The organism is Paenibacillus tyrphae, assembly GCF_000722545.1.
In the GTDB taxonomy this organism is placed as follows: Bacteria; Bacillota; Bacilli; order Paenibacillales; family NBRC-103111; genus Paenibacillus_G; species Paenibacillus_G tyrfis.
In genome coordinates this window covers 111610-128021 of sequence record NZ_JNVM01000001.1, presented here as the reverse complement: position 1 = coordinate 128021, position 16412 = coordinate 111610, and the positions used below count along the sequence as shown (strand labels likewise).

General features: G+C 48.8%; 15 protein-coding genes. 11 read left to right on the top strand and 4 right to left on the bottom strand.

Annotation, left to right across the window (positions count from 1 at the left end; genetic code table 11):
• Positions 1–33 precede the first annotated feature (33 nt).
• Positions 34–1791 (bottom strand): ATP-binding cassette domain-containing protein, encoded by a 1758-nt coding sequence (locus ET33_RS00665; protein ID WP_036675175.1) that lies wholly within the window; start codon positions 1789–1791, stop codon positions 34–36.
• Complete coding sequence (locus ET33_RS00660) at positions 1782–2612, bottom strand: ATP-binding cassette domain-containing protein (RefSeq protein ID WP_036675173.1); 831 nt, start codon at positions 2610–2612, stop codon at positions 1782–1784. The genes ET33_RS00665 and ET33_RS00660 overlap by 10 nt, the downstream gene beginning before the upstream one ends.
• A 125-nt stretch (positions 2613–2737) precedes the next feature.
• Between ET33_RS00660 and ET33_RS00655 the strand changes: the two genes are divergently transcribed.
• The 9 genes from ET33_RS00655 to groL all read left to right on the top strand — a co-directional run bounded on the left by ET33_RS00655 (position 2738) and on the right by groL (position 9560).
• Positions 2738–3313 carry a biotin transporter BioY gene (locus tag ET33_RS00655; protein WP_036675171.1) on the top strand — a complete coding sequence of 192 codons (576 nt, stop codon included), beginning with the start codon at positions 2738–2740 and terminating at the stop codon, positions 3311–3313.
• Between the two features lie 268 nt (positions 3314–3581).
• Entirely contained in the window at positions 3582–4217 is a 636-nt protein-coding gene (locus ET33_RS00650; protein WP_036675169.1) for a 5-formyltetrahydrofolate cyclo-ligase, read from the top strand.
• Positions 4210–4698, top strand: coding sequence for a cyclic pyranopterin monophosphate synthase MoaC (gene moaC / locus ET33_RS00645; protein ID WP_010494502.1), 489 nt, complete (start codon positions 4210–4212; stop codon positions 4696–4698). Before ET33_RS00650 ends, moaC begins: the two co-directional genes overlap by 8 nt.
• Before the next feature lie 33 nt (positions 4699–4731).
• Entirely contained in the window at positions 4732–5232 is a 501-nt protein-coding gene (gene mog / locus ET33_RS00640) for a molybdopterin adenylyltransferase (protein ID WP_036675168.1), read from the top strand.
• Positions 5222–6226 carry a molybdopterin-binding protein gene (locus ET33_RS00635; RefSeq protein WP_036675165.1) on the top strand — a complete coding sequence of 335 codons (1005 nt, stop codon included), beginning with the start codon at positions 5222–5224 and terminating at the stop codon, positions 6224–6226. The genes mog and ET33_RS00635 overlap by 11 nt, the downstream gene beginning before the upstream one ends.
• A gap of 42 nt (positions 6227–6268) precedes the next feature.
• Complete coding sequence (tatA, locus tag ET33_RS00630) at positions 6269–6532, top strand: twin-arginine translocase TatA/TatE family subunit (protein ID WP_036675164.1); 264 nt, start codon at positions 6269–6271, stop codon at positions 6530–6532.
• Positions 6533–6578: 46 nt separating this feature from the next.
• Positions 6579–7346, top strand: coding sequence for a twin-arginine translocase subunit TatC (tatC, locus tag ET33_RS00625; protein ID WP_036675163.1), 768 nt, complete (start codon positions 6579–6581; stop codon positions 7344–7346).
• 198 nt (positions 7347–7544) lie between these two features.
• Positions 7545–7826, top strand: coding sequence for a co-chaperone GroES (groES, locus tag ET33_RS00620; protein ID WP_036675162.1), 282 nt, complete (start codon positions 7545–7547; stop codon positions 7824–7826).
• A 99-nt stretch (positions 7827–7925) separates the two neighbouring features.
• Entirely contained in the window at positions 7926–9560 is a 1635-nt protein-coding gene (groL, locus tag ET33_RS00615; RefSeq protein ID WP_036675160.1) for a chaperonin GroEL, read from the top strand.
• Positions 9561–9774: 214 nt separating this feature from the next.
• Here the strand turns inward: groL and ET33_RS00610 are convergent, their stop codons facing one another.
• Both ET33_RS00610 and ET33_RS00605 read right to left on the bottom strand, forming a co-directional pair.
• Positions 9775–11436: an S-layer homology domain-containing protein gene (locus tag ET33_RS00610; RefSeq protein ID WP_051774995.1), complete on the bottom strand. Its 1662-nt coding sequence runs from the start codon at positions 11434–11436 to the stop codon at positions 9775–9777.
• A gap of 152 nt (positions 11437–11588) precedes the next feature.
• Positions 11589–14072 carry an O-antigen ligase family protein gene (locus ET33_RS00605; RefSeq protein WP_051774994.1) on the bottom strand — a complete coding sequence of 828 codons (2484 nt, stop codon included), beginning with the start codon at positions 14070–14072 and terminating at the stop codon, positions 11589–11591.
• 235 nt (positions 14073–14307) lie between these two features.
• Between ET33_RS00605 and ET33_RS00600 the strand changes: the two genes are divergently transcribed.
• Both ET33_RS00600 and ET33_RS00595 read left to right on the top strand, forming a co-directional pair.
• Positions 14308–15117: an ABC transporter permease gene (locus tag ET33_RS00600; protein WP_036675159.1), complete on the top strand. Its 810-nt coding sequence runs from the start codon at positions 14308–14310 to the stop codon at positions 15115–15117.
• 11 nt (positions 15118–15128) lie between these two features.
• Positions 15129–16403 carry an ABC transporter ATP-binding protein gene (locus ET33_RS00595; protein ID WP_036675158.1) on the top strand — a complete coding sequence of 425 codons (1275 nt, stop codon included), beginning with the start codon at positions 15129–15131 and terminating at the stop codon, positions 16401–16403.
• The last annotated feature ends 9 nt before the right edge of the window (positions 16404–16412 follow it).

The window sequence follows — 16412 nt, the reverse complement described above, 5'->3', positions numbered from 1 at the left end:
CTTCACGTGCGACGAAGGGGGATGTTTGTTAAGTCAGCCGCGTAAGACGGCAAGCCCGGCAAGAAGAAGGATACCTGAGATGATGGCGATTCCGTCGGCGCGGGTCAGACGAAGAGAATCGGTATGGCCCAAGAGCGCGGTTCGGCGGCCGATTTTTTTCATCTCCAGAGCGGAGGTTATTTCCTCCGCCCGGTGGAACAGCGCCAGCAGGAGCGGGACGACTAACGCCGGCATATCGCGTCCCCGTACGGCTCCAGGTCGAACGGCCGCTTTGCCTCTTGCCCGAACGATATCTGAGAACCGCTGCCATTCGCGCACGATCATCGGAATAAATTTGAACATGAGCGATACCGCCAAAGCAAACGAATCCGTTCGAAGCCTCAACCGCTTCGCATATCCGAGCCCCCAAGCAAGCCCCTGCACCATACGCCCGTAAGGTGTTGCAGCCGCAAACCAGTAGCTTGCGAGCGTGATCAGAAACAGGCGGAACACATTCAAGCCGGTAGCAAGCGAGTGCTCCAGGGAAAACCCGACGAAGGGAAAGCTGCCGCTTACCGTCCACTCCAACCCGGCCAAGCCGACGGAGATCAGCATGAACCATGCTAACGGTTTTAGGAGTTTGGCCGCACCGAGCAGCGCAGAGCGGGACAGTCCGATATAGGCGGCGGCAATCGGCAATGCGGCGCAGGCAAGTCCGAGCCAGCTGCTTTGCAGCATCGTGCCTATGACAATGAAAAGATACAGCAGCCATTTCGTGCGCGGATCGAGCCGATACCAGAGCGAGTTGGCAGCGGCAGGCGGATGTGCGCCTTCCTGGGACAGGCCGGCCGCTTGGCTCTGCGGTGGAAGCGGTACGTGCAGCGCAGATTCATCTGACTGGGATTCAATCTGCGGTATGCCGTCTGGATGTTCTTCAGGCAGCGCAGATTTTACCGCAACGCGGCGTCGCTCCTTCAGCCGCTCAGCTATCGCATCGGCCAAATCCTCGGGCGAAAGCTTGCCTTCGTCCATCACGGCAATGCCGTTTCGCGCCAGCGCGTGCGAAAGCAGGACGCAGCTGGGGAGCCCAACTCCCGCTTGCACGAACGGTTCGGGATTGCCGCATAGAGCGGCGGGTGTCCCATCGGCTGCGATCGTACCGTGGTCGAGCACGATCACGCGGTCCGCCAGAGGAAGAAACAAGTCCAAATCATGAGTCGCGATAATCATGCCGCCTTTGGCCGCTCTGCGGGCTTGCACGTACCGGAGCAGCTCTTTGGCTGCCGCCGATTCAAGACCCGCGGTAGGCTCATCCATCAGAAGCCAATCGGGCGAGGTAGCGATTGTTGTGGCTAAAGCAAGCCTGCGCCGCTGGCCTCCGCTTAGCGCGAATGGAGAACGGTCCGGGTCGAACGCGGCGCCGAGGCCGAGGTCTTCACAAGCGGATTGAATGCGGCGTTCCTTTTCCATCACCGTCAGCCCATAAGGACGAAGTGAATAGCCGAACTCCTGCCGAAGGCTTCGTGCGAACAATTGCTGCTCCGGAAACTGGAACGTCAAGCCGAGCCGAAGAAGAAACGGCCGGGTGACCCGGTTGCGGCGCCATAACGGCTCGTCATCCAGACGAATGTCGCCCGAAGAGGGCGGCCGCATGCCTGCCAGCAGGTGAAGCAGTGTGGACTTGCCGGAGCCGGTATGTCCGACGAGCAGCGTGATGGTTCCGTCTTCGAATGTAAGATTGACTTCGCTTAGCAAGCGGCGGTTTGGCTCGTCCGGAGCTGCCACGCTTACGTTATGCAGCGTCAGAGGCATAAGCGGCTCACCGCCTTCGCCAAATCGTCGTAGCTTAAGGGGCGGGCCGTCAGGCCAAGTCCCTTTTTCTTTAAATGCAGCGCCGTCTGCACGACGAAGGGAGGGTCAAGTCCAATTCGCTCGCATGGCGTCTCCGAATCGGAAGCCGTAGCAGGGTCTCCATAAAAGAACGTCTCCGGCGCCCCGTCAAACGCTACCTCACCTTCCTGAAAAGCGACAATGCGGCTTGCGTGGACCGCTTCTTCCAGCCGGTGCGTAATCCATATGACGGTCGTTCCTTGAAGATGAGCTTGCCGAACGACCCGCAGCACTAATTCTCTTGCAGCGGGATCGAGCATGGCGGTCGGCTCGTCCAGTACCAGCACATCGGGAGCGGTTGCGAGTGCCGCGGCAATGTTGACGAGCTGCTTTTGCCCTCCGGACAAGGAGTTCAGAGGCGTTTCGGGTGACAATTCGAGCCCGACCCGAAGCAGCGCTTGCTTTTGAATCTGCCCCAGCTCCTCTTTGCTCAAATGACGGTCGCTCAAGGCGAAAGCGAGCTCTTCGGCCGGCGTATCGCCAGTATGCTGGGATTCCGGATGCTGCAGCACGCCGCGGATGTCTATGCGCTCTTTCCGGACCATCCGCCCCGCCGTAAGCCGGCACGTACCAAGCAGCACGCTGGCCAGCGTGCTTTTGCCGCTTCCGTTCGGACCTGCAACGGTTACCCACTCCCCAGGCTCGATGAGCAGCGTGACGTTGGCCAAAGCTTTATGCGCGCCCGAGCCGGTCGGGTACTTCACGGATGTTTCCTGCAAGGCTATGAAGAATGAAGAAGACATAGGTAAAAAATCCTTTCGTTTTTAAAAACCGTGTGCTATAATCCTCAATTGTTAACCATATATAATAGTTATTGGTTGACGATTTGTCCATCATAACCATACCAAAAAAGGAGGCATTCATCAATATGAAGCTTACGCTTCGAGGCATTGTTTTTAGTGCTCTGTTTGCTGCGCTCGTCGTGCTTTTTGGATTTATCAGCATTCCGCTCGGCTTTACGCCCGTGCCTATCACCCTGCAGACGCTGGCCGTTATGCTGGCAGGCGGGCTGCTCGGCGCGCGGTACGGCTTTTTTAGCATGGCGCTTATCGTGGTGCTGACGGCCATCGGATTTCCGCTGCTGCACGGCACAGGAGGATTGAGTGTTCTGCTCGGGCCGACCGGAGGCTATGTATTTATGTGGCCGATCTCCGCGCTCCTGATCGGCTGGCTGCTGCCGCGGATACGTATTCGAGGCGTATGGGGATACGCTGTCTCGTTTCTTGTGCTCGAGCTGTTCGGCTCGCTGCTGCTGTATGTAAGCGGAGTGCCATGGCTCGCCTATGTGACGGGCATGTCGTTCTCCAAAGCGATGGTTGCCGGCTGCTACCCTTATCTGATCGGCGATGCGATTAAGGTTGCCGCGGCCACCCTGATTATCGCTTCCGTGCGTCAAGTGTTTCCACCGGAACGGTTAACAGGTGAAGGAATTCCCCAAGAGTAGGAATTTTTCGGTGGGATTTTTTCATTTTCACATTAATCTACGAAGCTTCCTCTTTACATAATACGTCTGCCTTCGGGCAGGCTTTTTTATTATGTAAGAACATTTTTTATTTTGCCGCGAGTTTTTGGGTAAAATCGTAGAAATTCGTTATTTTGCTTCGATTTATGTTAAACTAGGAGAAAATGCCCCAAAAGGGGTTTGCCATCGAGCATGGTACCCATTAGAATGTTGTTAATCCAGAATCGACCCGATGAAATGAGGCCGTTTCATGAATATTAAAGAGAAAAAAATCGAACTTCGCCGCCAGGCCGAAGCGGTTCGTTCAGCCATCCCGGAGGACGAACGGAAGCGCAAGTCCGAGATCATCAGCGACAAGCTGATCGAACGGTTGGAAGCGCTGCTTCGTCCCGAGCCGTCGATGAGAAGACGTCCGACGCTGCTTACCTATATGCCGGTCAAAACCGAAGTGGATGTAACCCCGGTCATGGAGGCCTGCTGGGACCGTCCTTGGCGCGTCGTCGTCCCGAAGGTCGTGCCCGCCTATAAGCAGATGAAGCTGTTCGAGGTGCGTTCGTACGCCGACCTGGAGCGCGGAACGTGGGGAATCCGCGAGCCGATAGCCAAAGCGCAGCAGCTATTCGATATCCGGCAGGTGGATGTCGCGCTGGTTCCGGGACTGGCGTTCGATGCCAATATGGGCCGGCTTGGCTACGGCGGTGGCTTCTACGACCGTTTTATGCAGCAGTATGTCCGTACCGGCCTGCCGAAGCCTTATATTTTGGCGGCGGCGTACGAGGAGCAGTTGATCCCGGAAGTCCCGATGGGACTGTTCGATTTCCGGATCGACGAGTTGGTGACGGAAACCCGCATTGTGACGGAGAAGGGAGCGGAAGTCCATGACTGAGGAGCGGCAGCCGCTTACCCATCTGAACGAGCAGGGCCGTGCGCGCATGGTGGACATTTCGGACAAGCAGGAAACCGTCCGTACGGCGACGGCCCGCACGACCGTTACGATGCTTCCGGCTACGCTGGAGCTGATCCGGCAGGGAGGCATCGGCAAAGGGGACGTGCTGGCCGTAGCGCAGGTTGCCGCGGTTATGGCTGCCAAAAAAACGTCGGATTGGATTCCGATGTGCCATCCGATTGCATTGACCGGCGTCGATGTCCGGTTTAGCGATAACGGGGAAGGGCAATTATACATCGAAGCGACCGTCCGCACGAAGGGACAGACCGGTGTGGAGATGGAGGCACTCACGGCCGTATCCGCCGCGGCGCTGACGGTCTACGATATGTGCAAGGCTGCGGAGAAAACGATGCAGATCGGACCGACGCTGCTGCTGAGCAAAACCGGCGGCAAGAGCGGAGATTTTCACGCAGTCCCATAGAGACTTAATGAGATCCGGGAGAGGAGCAGATGTATGCGCTGGAAAGTGGCTATCTTAACCGCTAGCGACCGCGGTTCGCGCGGAGAGCGGGAAGACACGAGTGCACAGGTCATTCGGGAATTGATTGAAGAAGAAATGAACGGCGAAATTATCGAATACCGTGTCGTGCCTGACGAGAAAGACGAAATTATGGCGGCGTTGATCGAAATGACGGATTATTTCCGGGCCGATCTCATTTTGACAACCGGAGGCACGGGCCTCGCGGTGCGGGATGTCACGCCGGAAGCGACCTTGAGCGTCATCGATCGTCACGCTCCGGGCTTTGCCGAAGCGATGCGCATGTATTCGGTGCAAAAGACGCCGCGCGCGATGCTCTCCCGGGCCGTGTCCGGGATTCGCGGCAAGACGCTGATCCTGAACTTGCCTGGCAGCCCCAAGGGGGTTTCGGAAAATTTATCGGCTGTTATCGACCAGTTGCCTCACGCTCTTGCCATTCTGACCGGACGCGAGGGAGACCACGGCGATGAAGCATGATTCGATGCTCGAAGAGGTTCCTGTGGAACAAGCCGTCGGCATGGTGCTTGCCCACGACTTGACTCAGATTATTCCCGGCAAGTTCAAGGGCCGCCTGTTTAAAAAAGGTCACGTGATCCGCGAGGAGGACATCCCTGCGCTGCTCAGCATCGGCAAGGAGCATATTTACACGCTTCGTCTGCAGCAAGACTATCTGCACGAAGACGAAGCGGCTCTGCGGATGGCGAAGGCCGCGCAGGGAGCCGGCGTTACGTTGAGCGAGCCGCATGAAGGCAAAGTCACGCTCAAGTCCGCGATCCACGGTCTGGTCAAGATCGACAAAGACCGGATCGACCAGGTCAATTCGCTGGATCAAGTCATCATGTCGACTGTAAAGACGAATACGGTGGCGGAGCCCGGCCGTTCCTTGATGGGGACCCGCGTCATTCCGCTTGTTATAGAAGAAGACCGCATTACAGCAGTCGAGCGTATCGCCGCTTCCTTGGGACAGCCTATGGTCGAGGTTAAGCCGTTCCGCCCACTGCGGGCAGGACTGATCACAACAGGCAGCGAAGTGTTCAAGGGCCGGATTGAGGACAAGTTCGGTCCCGTCGTACGCAGCAAGCTCGCGGCGCTCGGCTCGGAAGTAATCGAGCAGCGGTTTGCGCCGGACGACAGCGAAACGATCGTACAGGAAATCCGCCGCTTCCTGGAGGAAGACCGTGCGGATCTTATTCTCGTTACCGGCGGCATGTCCGTAGACCCGGACGATCGGACGCCCGGCGCCATCAAACGTGCCGGAGCGTCCGTTATCAGCTACGGCACCCCGATGCTTCCCGGGTCCATGCTTTTGATGGGCTATCTGGACGACATTCCGATTATGGGGCTGCCCGGCTGCGTCATGCACGACCCGTACACGTCGTTTGACGTTCTGCTGCCGCGCATTTGCGCGGGAGAAACGATTACCCGGGCGGACATTACCGAGCTCGGTTATGGCGGGCTTTACGGCTGCTAGCTGATGAACAGGCAACATCTCCACTGAAGGAGGGTAATCGATATGCTCGGAAATATAGGATTCAGCGAAATTTTGCTTATCGGACTCATTGCTCTATTATTGTTCGGTCCGAACAAGCTGCCGGAGCTTGGCCGGGCGCTAGGCAAGACGCTGCGCGAGTTCAAGCAGGGCGCCCGCGATCTGATGGAGACGGATGCGCCTCAGCCGCCGCGTCAAGACGTTACGCCGCCGGCGCCTGCGCAGCAGCCACAGCCGCATGCTGTACAGCCAGAAGCGAAACAAGACTCGCGTCGTTTGCCGGATTAGGGAGACTCTTGTCTCCCGATTTTGACCGTGTGGAAGGTGAACCGTTATGGAACATGATGAAGGCATGACGCTGGTGGAGCATCTGACGGAGCTGCGCAAACGAATTATTTGGGTGCTGCTTGTCCTGATCGTCGGGATGGTGATCGGGCTGCTCGTGGCTAAGCCGTTAATTAATTATTTGAAAAGCGTATCTCCGATCGCAAACCTGGACTGGTATGTGTTTTCCCCATGGGATGCAATTAAAATGTATATGAGCTTTTCTCTGGTTACCGGCCTTCTGGTCACGCTTCCGTTCGCTTTATACCAGATCTGGGCTTTTCTGAAGCCAGGACTCCGTGAAGTAGAACAAAAAGCTTCTTTAATCTTCATTCCCTTTGCGTTTCTTATGTTTTTGCTCGGTCTGGCGTTCGGCTATTTTATCGTGTTTAAAATGGCGCTGTTATTTACTACTGCGATCAGCCAGAGCATGGAGCTTAAAGAAAACTTCGGCATTTCGCAATATTTTTCGTTTATGTTCAATATATTGATCCCGATCGCGCTCGTCTTCGAGCTGCCGATTGTCGTGATGTTTTTGACCAAAATCCGCCTGCTCAATCCGCTGCTTCTCCGTAAACTGCGCCGCTACGCGTATTTGGCGCTCGTCGTGATCGCCACGATGATTACGCCGCCGGATGCCGTGTCCGCCATTATCGTAGCTGTGCCGATGATTATTCTATACGAGTTCAGCGTCTATCTATCGGCGCTCGTCTACCGGAAGCAGCTGCAGCAGGATCAAGCCTGGGAGGCGGAAAGCTCCGCAAAGTCTGTCGAATGACAGGCTTTTTTGTTTGTCAGTTTGTCGTATATTTTGGAAAGGGCTGGAGACAATGATTGAGGTGTGAAAATGTTGTAAAACCACTTGCAAAATTGATGGGAAATAGTTATCATAAGAATTGTTGTTAGCACTAAAGACGTTTGAGTGCTAATAAGATAAACCATCGTTACCCTAATTTCAAAAGGAGGCTATTTTCTCATGATCAAACCGTTGGGTGATCGCGTAGTCATTGAAGCCATCGCTAAGGAGGAAACGACCGCAAGCGGTATCGTACTGCCTGATACGGCGAAAGAGAAGCCGCAAGAAGGCAAAGTCGTAGCTGTAGGCAGCGGTACACTCAAAGACGGCGAGCGCGTTGCGCTTGAGCTGAAAGAAGGCGACCGCGTGATTTTCTCCAAGTACGCCGGTACTGAAGTGAAATACGAAGGCCGCGAGCTGCTGATTATGCGTGAGAGCGACGTTCTGGCCGTTCTGGCTTAAGAACCAACGCCTCGATTCGATACTTAAGTATTGGTAATTTACTTACGAAAATATTCGAAACGTTAAAAATATACGATTAATTCTCGGGAGGGTTCATTCATGGCAAAAGAAATTAAGTTCAGTGAAGACGCTCGCCGCGCGATGCTTCGCGGGGTTGACGCGCTTGCGAATGCCGTAAAAGTTACCTTGGGACCGAAAGGCCGCAACGTCGTACTTGAGAAAAAATTCGGCAGCCCGCTCATCACCAATGACGGTGTGACGATCGCGAAAGAAATCGAACTCGAAGATGCTTTCGAGAACATGGGCGCTCAACTCGTGAAAGAAGTAGCGACCAAGACGAACGACGTTGCCGGTGACGGTACGACGACGGCTACGGTTCTGGCTCAAGCGATCATCCGCGAAGGTCTGAAAAACGTAACGGCCGGCGCTAACCCGATGGTTATCCGCAAAGGCATCGACAAAGCCGTTCGTGCAGCGGTAGAAGAGCTCGCGAAAATCTCCAAAACGGTCGAAGGCAAACAATCCATCGCTCAAGTAGCGGCAATCTCCGCTGCTGACGACGAAGTAGGCCAACTGATCGCAGAAGCTATGGAAAAAGTGGGCAAAGACGGCGTAATCACCGTAGAAGAGTCCAAAGGCTTCGCAACGGAGCTGGAAGTGGTTGAAGGCATGCAGTTCGACCGCGGTTACATCTCCCCGTACATGATCACAGACACGGACAAAATGGAAGCTGTTCTGGATAACCCGTACATCCTGATCACGGACAAAAAGATCACCAACATTCAAGAAATCCTGCCTGTACTGGAGAAAGTCGTTCAATCCGGCAAGCAGCTTCTGATCATCGCAGAAGACGTAGAAGGCGAAGCTCTGGCGACTCTCGTCGTGAACAGACTGCGCGGCACGTTCACTTGCGTAGCGGTTAAAGCTCCTGGCTTTGGCGACCGCCGCAAAGCAATGCTCGGCGACATCGCTGCCCTGACTGGCGGCCAAGTGATCACCGAAGAGCTCGGTCTTGAGCTGAAATCCACGACTCCGGACCAACTCGGTTCCGCTCGTCAAATCCGTGTAACGAAAGAAAACACGATCATCGTTGACGGCGCAGGCGACAAAAAAGACATCGGTACACGCGTATCGCAAATCCGTGCTCAACTGGAAGAAACCACTTCCGATTTCGATAAAGAAAAACTGCAAGAGCGCCTTGCAAAATTGGCTGGCGGCGTAGCTGTCGTAAAAGTCGGTGCAGCTACCGAAACCGAGCTGAAAGAGCGCAAACTGCGCATCGAAGACGCTTTGAACGCTACGCGTGCAGCAGTAGAAGAAGGTATCGTAGCAGGCGGCGGTACGGCCCTCGTGAACGTCTTCGGAGCTGTAGCAGCTGTGCAAGCTGAAGGGGACGAGAAAACGGGCGTAAGCATCGTTCTGCGCGCTCTGGAAGAGCCTGTTCGTACGATCGCAGCAAACGCAGGTCAAGAAGGCTCCGTTATCGTCGAGCGCCTGAAAAAAGAATCCGTTGGCATCGGCTACAACGCCGCTACCGGCGATTGGGTGAACATGATCGATGCAGGTATCGTTGACCCTGCAAAAGTAACTCGCTCCGCTCTGCAAAACGCAGCTTCCGTTGCAGCTATGTTCCTGACAACCGAAGCCGTTATCGCAGACAAACCGGAAAAAGACAAACCTGCTATGCCTGACATGGGCGGCATGGGTGGAATGGGCGGCATGGGCGGATTCTAATCCGACCTTAGCCCGGATAGAAACGGCAGCATCCTTTGGGATGGCTGCCGTTTTTGTTTTGTTTGGGTGTATGTACTATAAAGAGTTGATTCTTTGAGGTGATGCTCTGTTTTAAAGGCTAATTAATACAATAGGCCCGTAAAGCATCACACTTTTTAAGGTTAAAAAATAAAGACCCGGTACCAAGGTACCAGGTCTCCTGAAGCATTAAAGATTAATCAATGAAACCAGCAAGTTTGAGGTAACGTTTCAGCATCGTAGCTGCTTGCGAACGAGTTGCTTTCTCAGCAGAACCGATGGTGTCGTCAGTCAGACCATTGATGATGCCAGCGTTCACGGCAGCAGCAATTTCTTTCTTAGCCCAAACGATTTTGGAAGAGTCTTTGAATTTCGCAAGCTGTTGAGCTTGGTTCGACTCGGAAACTTCGGAAGCTACGCCTGCATAATTCAGGGAACGGATGATCATAGCAGCCAGTTCTTCACGAGTGATTTGTGCATCCGGACGGAACGTATTGTCTTCATAGCCATTGATAATACCTGCTTTGGATGCCGATGCTACTACGCCAGCGTACCAAGCGGAAGAGTTAATGTCAGTGAAATACGTATTAGCCGTTACAGAGTTCAGACCCAAGGAACGAACAACCAATGCTGCAAATTCTGCACGAGTGATGTTACGGTCCGGTTGGAATTGTTTGTCGGATACGCCTTCAACCACCAATTTGTTAGCAAGCATTTCAACGTCTGCTTTGGACCAGTGGGAAGCGAGATCTTCAAACGATTTGTTTGCTTCGATTACTGTGTAGATGCTGTTGCCGTTACGTTTCAACGTAGCAACGGTTTGACCGTCTTTCGATTGGAACGTAGAAGGAACAAAGCTCAGCTTCTTTGTTGTTTCATTGTAAAGAGCGCCAGTTGCTTTTTTAGCATCCAGGTTTTTGTTCACGTTCAACGTACGGGAAACATAAGTGCTGCCGAAATCAACATTAACAGACTTGCTGTTGCCGGAAGCTGTTACGTTGAAGTCAACAGCGTTCTTAATTGGGCTGCCGCCTGCAGCATAAACGGCTTTCGTTACGTCTTCAGCAGTAGCGTCAGCAACTTTAGCAATTGTTACGTTGATTTTCGTATCTTTCAGTTCAGCGCCCAATTCTTTCGCGAGTGCTTCGAATTTCATAGCTGCCAGCGGAAGAGTATAAGTGCCGTTGTCGTTGATGATCGTTACAGAAACTCCGCCTTTTTTCAGCGCTTCTGCCAGTGTGTCAGCCGGGATAGCCAGCTTCTCACCTTTGATTTTGAGTTTCACTTCTTTGGAGTTTTCAAAAGCTCTTTGCAGAGTGAAGGCATCTACAGAATCTCCGAATACTTCAATCACGCCGTCGTTGGAGATAGAACCGCCGCCGCCGCCGCCGCCCCATCCGCCAGAACCGGAGGAGTTAATCGGAGTTTGGCCGCTGTTTAGTGCGTAAGTTTGATTACGGTCGTTACCGTAGTAGGTTACCACATAGACGCTATCCGGAACGGTAGGATTTGTCCAGCTAAAGTTAAAATCGAAGTATGTAACCTTATCAACCGTTCTGTAGGTTACGTTGGAAGTCGTGATAAGCAGATCTTTGTGGTAGGCATCCGAATATACGCTTAAAGATACACTATTATCTTTGTTATAGGTATCAGTATATACGGAACCAGAAACAGTTTTGGTGTACTTATCATACTTCAAACTACCAAAATCAATACCAGCAAATGCAAGCACAGGCACCAGCGTCGAAGCGATCATGATTCCGGCCAACGCTTGGGATGTTTTTTTCAATACAGATGATTTCACTTGGGTCTTGCTCCTTTCACGATTGTAAACATTTTTTTTCTCTATTTGACTCATTTCGCATTTCACCTCCCTCCCTGAGCAGAATAAAAATACCTTCTCGATTAAAAAATCGTCTTTAAGGCCTAGAATCTATTTTAGCATCATAGACAAAAAAATGGTAGCAAATTGTAGTGTAAATTTAGCTACCATTTTTTATGAAGATTTTTTTAAAACTTTGCGTTTATTAGGTTTTGAATTTCTTGGCGCTCGTTCGGATCTTGTGCTATCAGCTTATCATAAAGTGCCTGATCAGCCTTTCCTTGTTTTTGCAAGGAAGCTAAGTACCAGCGAATGTTTTGCTTCGTTGTTTGATTCTCTAGAGGGCCGCCAATGCCAATCCGGAACATCGCTTCCGCGGCATCATATTTACCACGTACGAACTGAATCTGACCTAAGGCTAAACCCATTTTGCCGGTCTCATCAAAAGCTTGACCTTGGCCTTGTTCTTTGGGTAGCAAAGCGAGTTCCTTTTTGCGAGCTTCGAATTGATTGTAAAGTTCAAAAGCTTGATTCCAATACTCATCTTGCTTTTGAGTATTCTTCGACTCACGCGCTTTATGGCCTAGATCTGTGTTTAAAGATATCGCAACTTCGTAGAGGTACACTTTCCATGGAAAACTGTGAAGCTTCTCGTTTGTAAATTGCAGAGTTTCTTCTGTTTTATCTTTTAGAATCAAGCTATAAATCTTTCTATCTACCAAAGGAAAGTTAAAGGGCTCTTTTTGCAATGCTTGATCCAGCAAATTCGTAGCTTCCGTAAAATATTTTTCATCCTTGGTCTGGTTATAAACTTGAAAAAGAATAGAGACTTTTTGGTATACATAATCCGGATGATTCGGATGCTGCGATAAGGCATTGTCTAACGGCGCTAAAATGTCGTTCAAGTTATTGTTACCACTGGCGGCGATAGCTTTAGATTGGTTGAATTGGCTGTCAGCGCTCAGCAGCTTAACGGAAGTGAAGAAAAGAAGCATAGAAACAAGAAGTACTACTGAAGGATAAGCCCATTTTTTTGAATTCAATACTTCTTTCCACTGACCGCCTAGCTCCATAGTATCGTTTGAGATCATGATTCCAAAGCTCAAGAATAAAAGCATTCCCAAGTAAACAAAACTCATGTCAAAATCTATAATGCTGTGAACAAGAAGAGAAATCGACACAATATAGAAAATGAAACGTTTGTTTCGCGTTTGTTCATCTTGATAGATGAAATTGCGGATGTAAATATAATAAATGAAAATAAGGAAAGTTAGGAATACAACAATTCCAACGATACCTACGTCTGTTAAATACTGAAGAAAAAAGTTGTGAGCTTGTCGACTGATATATGGGTTGTTCTGGTATTTTTCATAAAGTGCCGGCCAAGCTCCCCCACCCGCCCCGAAAACGGGGTAATCTTCAAATAATTTCATAGCATCTTTGTAAAACGTGCCACGTTCCAAGACACTATGCTGTTGGAAGTTGATGTTTTCAATACGAGTACGGATATTTTCCGGAAGCAACTTTGTTACTCCGGTATCAGTAAATAACAATACGGCCCCTATTCCACCAACGATGACGGCAACAACGGGTATAGCTAGGAAAGCGAAACGTTTTTCTTCGAAACGACTTGTTAACTTTTCGATCCATGGAGAAGCAAACCTTTGGATAAGCACTGCTAATACCGCATAAATTAGAGAAATCACCAATAGATTGGTCCAACCCGAAATAGATAAGTCCGATTTAAATCCTTGAAACAAAGTAACGCCGATTGTCGTTACTTTATTTAGAATGACAACGGATAGTCCAAAAGATAAGACAAAATGAATTAGGTAGGCAACTTGCTTACGCGGTTTAAGAAACGGCAGAACCAATAACAAAACGATTGGCAAAATGACCAAAGCGCCGCGCGATAGTGTAACGAAAAAAGAAATGATAATAGGAATGACCATAAAAGCATGGATGCCTATCGAATACCATTTTGAAGAGGTGATAACTAAGAATATGGCGACAAGCAAGACTGCAATAAGAAAAGCTGCATAAGAGTTGGCATACTGAAAAACCGATGTCAAACGAGGACCGTTGGAATCCGACATCACCGCGTGAAGATAAGAGGTATTAGGCTCCATGTTGGCAGCGAACCATTTTACCAGCGCAAAAGCGGCTTCTTTATTGCCAAACCAGTTCATGATCCCGAAAATGACGACAAAATAGGAAGTGCTAATGAAGCCATACTTGAGTATCGTGAGGCCTAGATCCTCTTTTGTTAGATAATATGCTAACGAAAAGAATGCAACATAAATAATTTGAATATATACCGAGTTTGCAGCATAATTAGTTGAAGCTGCTACGAATGTAGAAATGAAATAGGTAATAGGCAACAGCCAGGCTATAATTATTGAAAGATCCGATTTTTCTTTTAACCTCCAGTGGAAGTACAAATAGATAGAAAGCAGGATCAAAACGACCGAGGCCCAAACGAAGGAGGAATAGAGCGGTCTTTCAAAGTCAAAGTTATTACCATTAAATAACCCCCGTTGAAACGGCGCCCAAAGCAGGAAGATCAAAGCAATTCCTGATAGCATCCAGAATAGGATCGAACTTTTGTCACTGGATTCAGATGACTTCTTTAGATGAGCAGCATACACATGCTGGCTTTTTTTCATACTCATGATTGGGAATTCTCCTTTTGAATTCTTGGAATTACGACAAAATCTTATCATAGTTTGGGGGGAGACGACAATTGTAACATGAATATGTACGATTTATACTACAATATTTGGGTTTAAAGTATCTTTCGCTAGTATTTAGATGGCTTATTTGATAAAATTACTGACGAAACAATTTAACTACAAATTTCGTCAATTTTTATAACAGGCTTCTAAAATTGAGAAGGGATTGTTAGTTTTGCATCAGATTGTTGCGCTTTATAGGTTTATAATAGACGTGCTGCGTAATCAAAAGCTAATTTTTGAACTTGCGAAAAAAGACTTTAAGACGAAGTTTCTAGGTTCCTATTTAGGCATACTCTGGGCTTTTGTGCAGCCTACCATCAGCATATTAATTTTTTGGTTTGTCTTTCAAGTTGGTTTTAAAAATACACCTGTAGATAATTTTCCTTTTATTTTGTGGCTAGCCGCGGCGATTATTCCGTGGAATTTTTTCGCAGAGAGTTTACAAGGAGCCACTCATTCCATTACTGAGAATAGTTACTTAGTAAAAAAAGTGGTCTTCCGTATTAGTATTTTACCTATTGTTAAAATTTACTCGGCTCTTTTCGTACATCTCTTTTTTATTGTTTTTTTGATAGTGATGTATTTACTTTATGGTTATATGCCCACGATTTATTATTTGCAAATTATATATTATTTGTTTGCCGTGATGATGTTATTACTGGGTTTATCGTGGGTTACTTCAACCTTAGTTATCTTCCTTAAAGATACTGGACAAATCGTTGCTATGCTGCTGCAATTTGGTTTTTGGCTTACACCGATTTTTTACTCTTTGAAAATTGTTCCCGAGAAGTATCATTTTTTTATAAAAATAAATCCAATGTACCACATTATTGAAGGATATCGCGATACTTTTATATATCACAAATGGTTTTGGGAAAGTCCGTACGTATTAATAAACTTCTGGATATTTACTTTCTTTTTCTTAGCTTTAGGTAGTTTCATGTTTAAAAAGCTCAGACCTCATTTTGCTGATGTGTTATAAGGAGCAGAACGATGAATCATGAAATAAGCAACGCAGCAATACAAGTTGATCAGGTAAGCAAAGTATATAAGCTGTATAATAACCCAACTGACCGACTGAAAGAGGCCGTTCATCCCTTTGGACGGAAGTATCATTCCGATTTTCATGCCGTAGATGATATAACGTTTAGAATTAACCGCGGGGAAACAGTTGGAATTGTCGGGAAAAACGGTTCGGGTAAATCTACACTTCTAAAAATGATTACAGGTGTCCTGACCCCAAGTTCGGGGAGTATCCATGTGAATGGGAAAATATCTGCCTTACTGGAGCTCGGAGCGGGATTTAATCCGGAATATACAGGCTTGGAAAACATTTATTTGAACGGAACCATCATGGGCTATTCCAAAGAAGAGATGGACGAACGAGTAGAGGACATTTTGTCCTTTGCCGATATTGGAGAGTTTATATATCAGCCCGTTAAAATGTATTCGAGTGGTATGTTTGTTAGATTGGCGTTTGCGGTAGCCATAAATGTCGACCCTGATATCCTAATCGTAGATGAAGCGCTAAGCGTAGGGGATATGCGCTTTCAACAAAAATGTTTTCGGAAAATAGAAGAATTTCAGGAAATCAAGACGATTTTATTTGTATCACACGATTTATCGGTCATCAACAAGTATTGCCAACGAGCGATTTGGATCAATGAAGGAAAATTAATGGATGATAGTACACCAGAAACCATTTCTAAAAAATATCAAGCCTTTATGTTAGGTTCAACTTTGAAAACAGTTGGGACGAAAACTATTGTAGAACGTAGCACAAATACGTTTGTTCAGCCACTATCGGATAATTTGGACGTGTTAGGTGATAACAAAGCAAAAATTAACGGAATAAGCTTGCACGATGCTCTAACTGGAGAGCCAACTACCTTAATTAAACCTAATCAGTCCGTCCAATTGCGGATAAGTGTTCAAGCAAATGAACTGATTCAATCTCCAATCATCGGGTTTTCGATTAAAGATCGGTTGGGGAATATCGTAACTCAGTCGAATAGCTACGTTTTGGACCAAGAGGTACAACCACTTCTTCCTGGAAGAAATTATATCTTCGGATTTAATTATATTTTCCCTGCGTTATCGCGAGGGGAATATATGATCTCTCCTGCGGTTGCTTCGGGAACCCAAGAGGAACATACGCAGCATAGCTGGGTGCATGATGCTTTAGTTATTCAAATACTGGATTACCGTAAACATCAATTAAACGGATTTCTTATACTTGAAGATGCGGAGTTTTACCAATTCGAATAGGGTGATAAG

Bases quoted from the DNA above. Each gene is read 5' to 3' on its own strand.
- ET33_RS00665 (WP_036675175.1), bottom strand. From the start codon at position 1,791: ATGCCTCTGACGCTGCATAACGTAAGCGTGGCAGCTCCGGACGAGCCA.
- ET33_RS00660 (WP_036675173.1), bottom strand. From the start codon at position 2,612: ATGTCTTCTTCATTCTTCATAGCCTTGCAGGAAACATCCGTGAAGTAC.
- ET33_RS00655 (WP_036675171.1), top strand. From the start codon at position 2,738: ATGAAGCTTACGCTTCGAGGCATTGTTTTTAGTGCTCTGTTTGCTGCG.
- ET33_RS00650 (WP_036675169.1), top strand. From the start codon at position 3,582: ATGAATATTAAAGAGAAAAAAATCGAACTTCGCCGCCAGGCCGAAGCG.
- moaC (WP_010494502.1), top strand. From the start codon at position 4,210: ATGACTGAGGAGCGGCAGCCGCTTACCCATCTGAACGAGCAGGGCCGT.
- mog (WP_036675168.1), top strand. From the start codon at position 4,732: ATGCGCTGGAAAGTGGCTATCTTAACCGCTAGCGACCGCGGTTCGCGC.
- ET33_RS00635 (WP_036675165.1), top strand. From the start codon at position 5,222: ATGAAGCATGATTCGATGCTCGAAGAGGTTCCTGTGGAACAAGCCGTC.
- tatA (WP_036675164.1), top strand. From the start codon at position 6,269: ATGCTCGGAAATATAGGATTCAGCGAAATTTTGCTTATCGGACTCATT.
- tatC (WP_036675163.1), top strand. From the start codon at position 6,579: ATGGAACATGATGAAGGCATGACGCTGGTGGAGCATCTGACGGAGCTG.
- groES (WP_036675162.1), top strand. From the start codon at position 7,545: ATGATCAAACCGTTGGGTGATCGCGTAGTCATTGAAGCCATCGCTAAG.
- groL (WP_036675160.1), top strand. From the start codon at position 7,926: ATGGCAAAAGAAATTAAGTTCAGTGAAGACGCTCGCCGCGCGATGCTT.
- ET33_RS00610 (WP_051774995.1), bottom strand. From the start codon at position 11,436: ATGAGTCAAATAGAGAAAAAAAATGTTTACAATCGTGAAAGGAGCAAG.
- ET33_RS00605 (WP_051774994.1), bottom strand. From the start codon at position 14,072: ATGAGTATGAAAAAAAGCCAGCATGTGTATGCTGCTCATCTAAAGAAG.
- ET33_RS00595 (WP_036675158.1), top strand. From the start codon at position 15,129: ATGAATCATGAAATAAGCAACGCAGCAATACAAGTTGATCAGGTAAGC.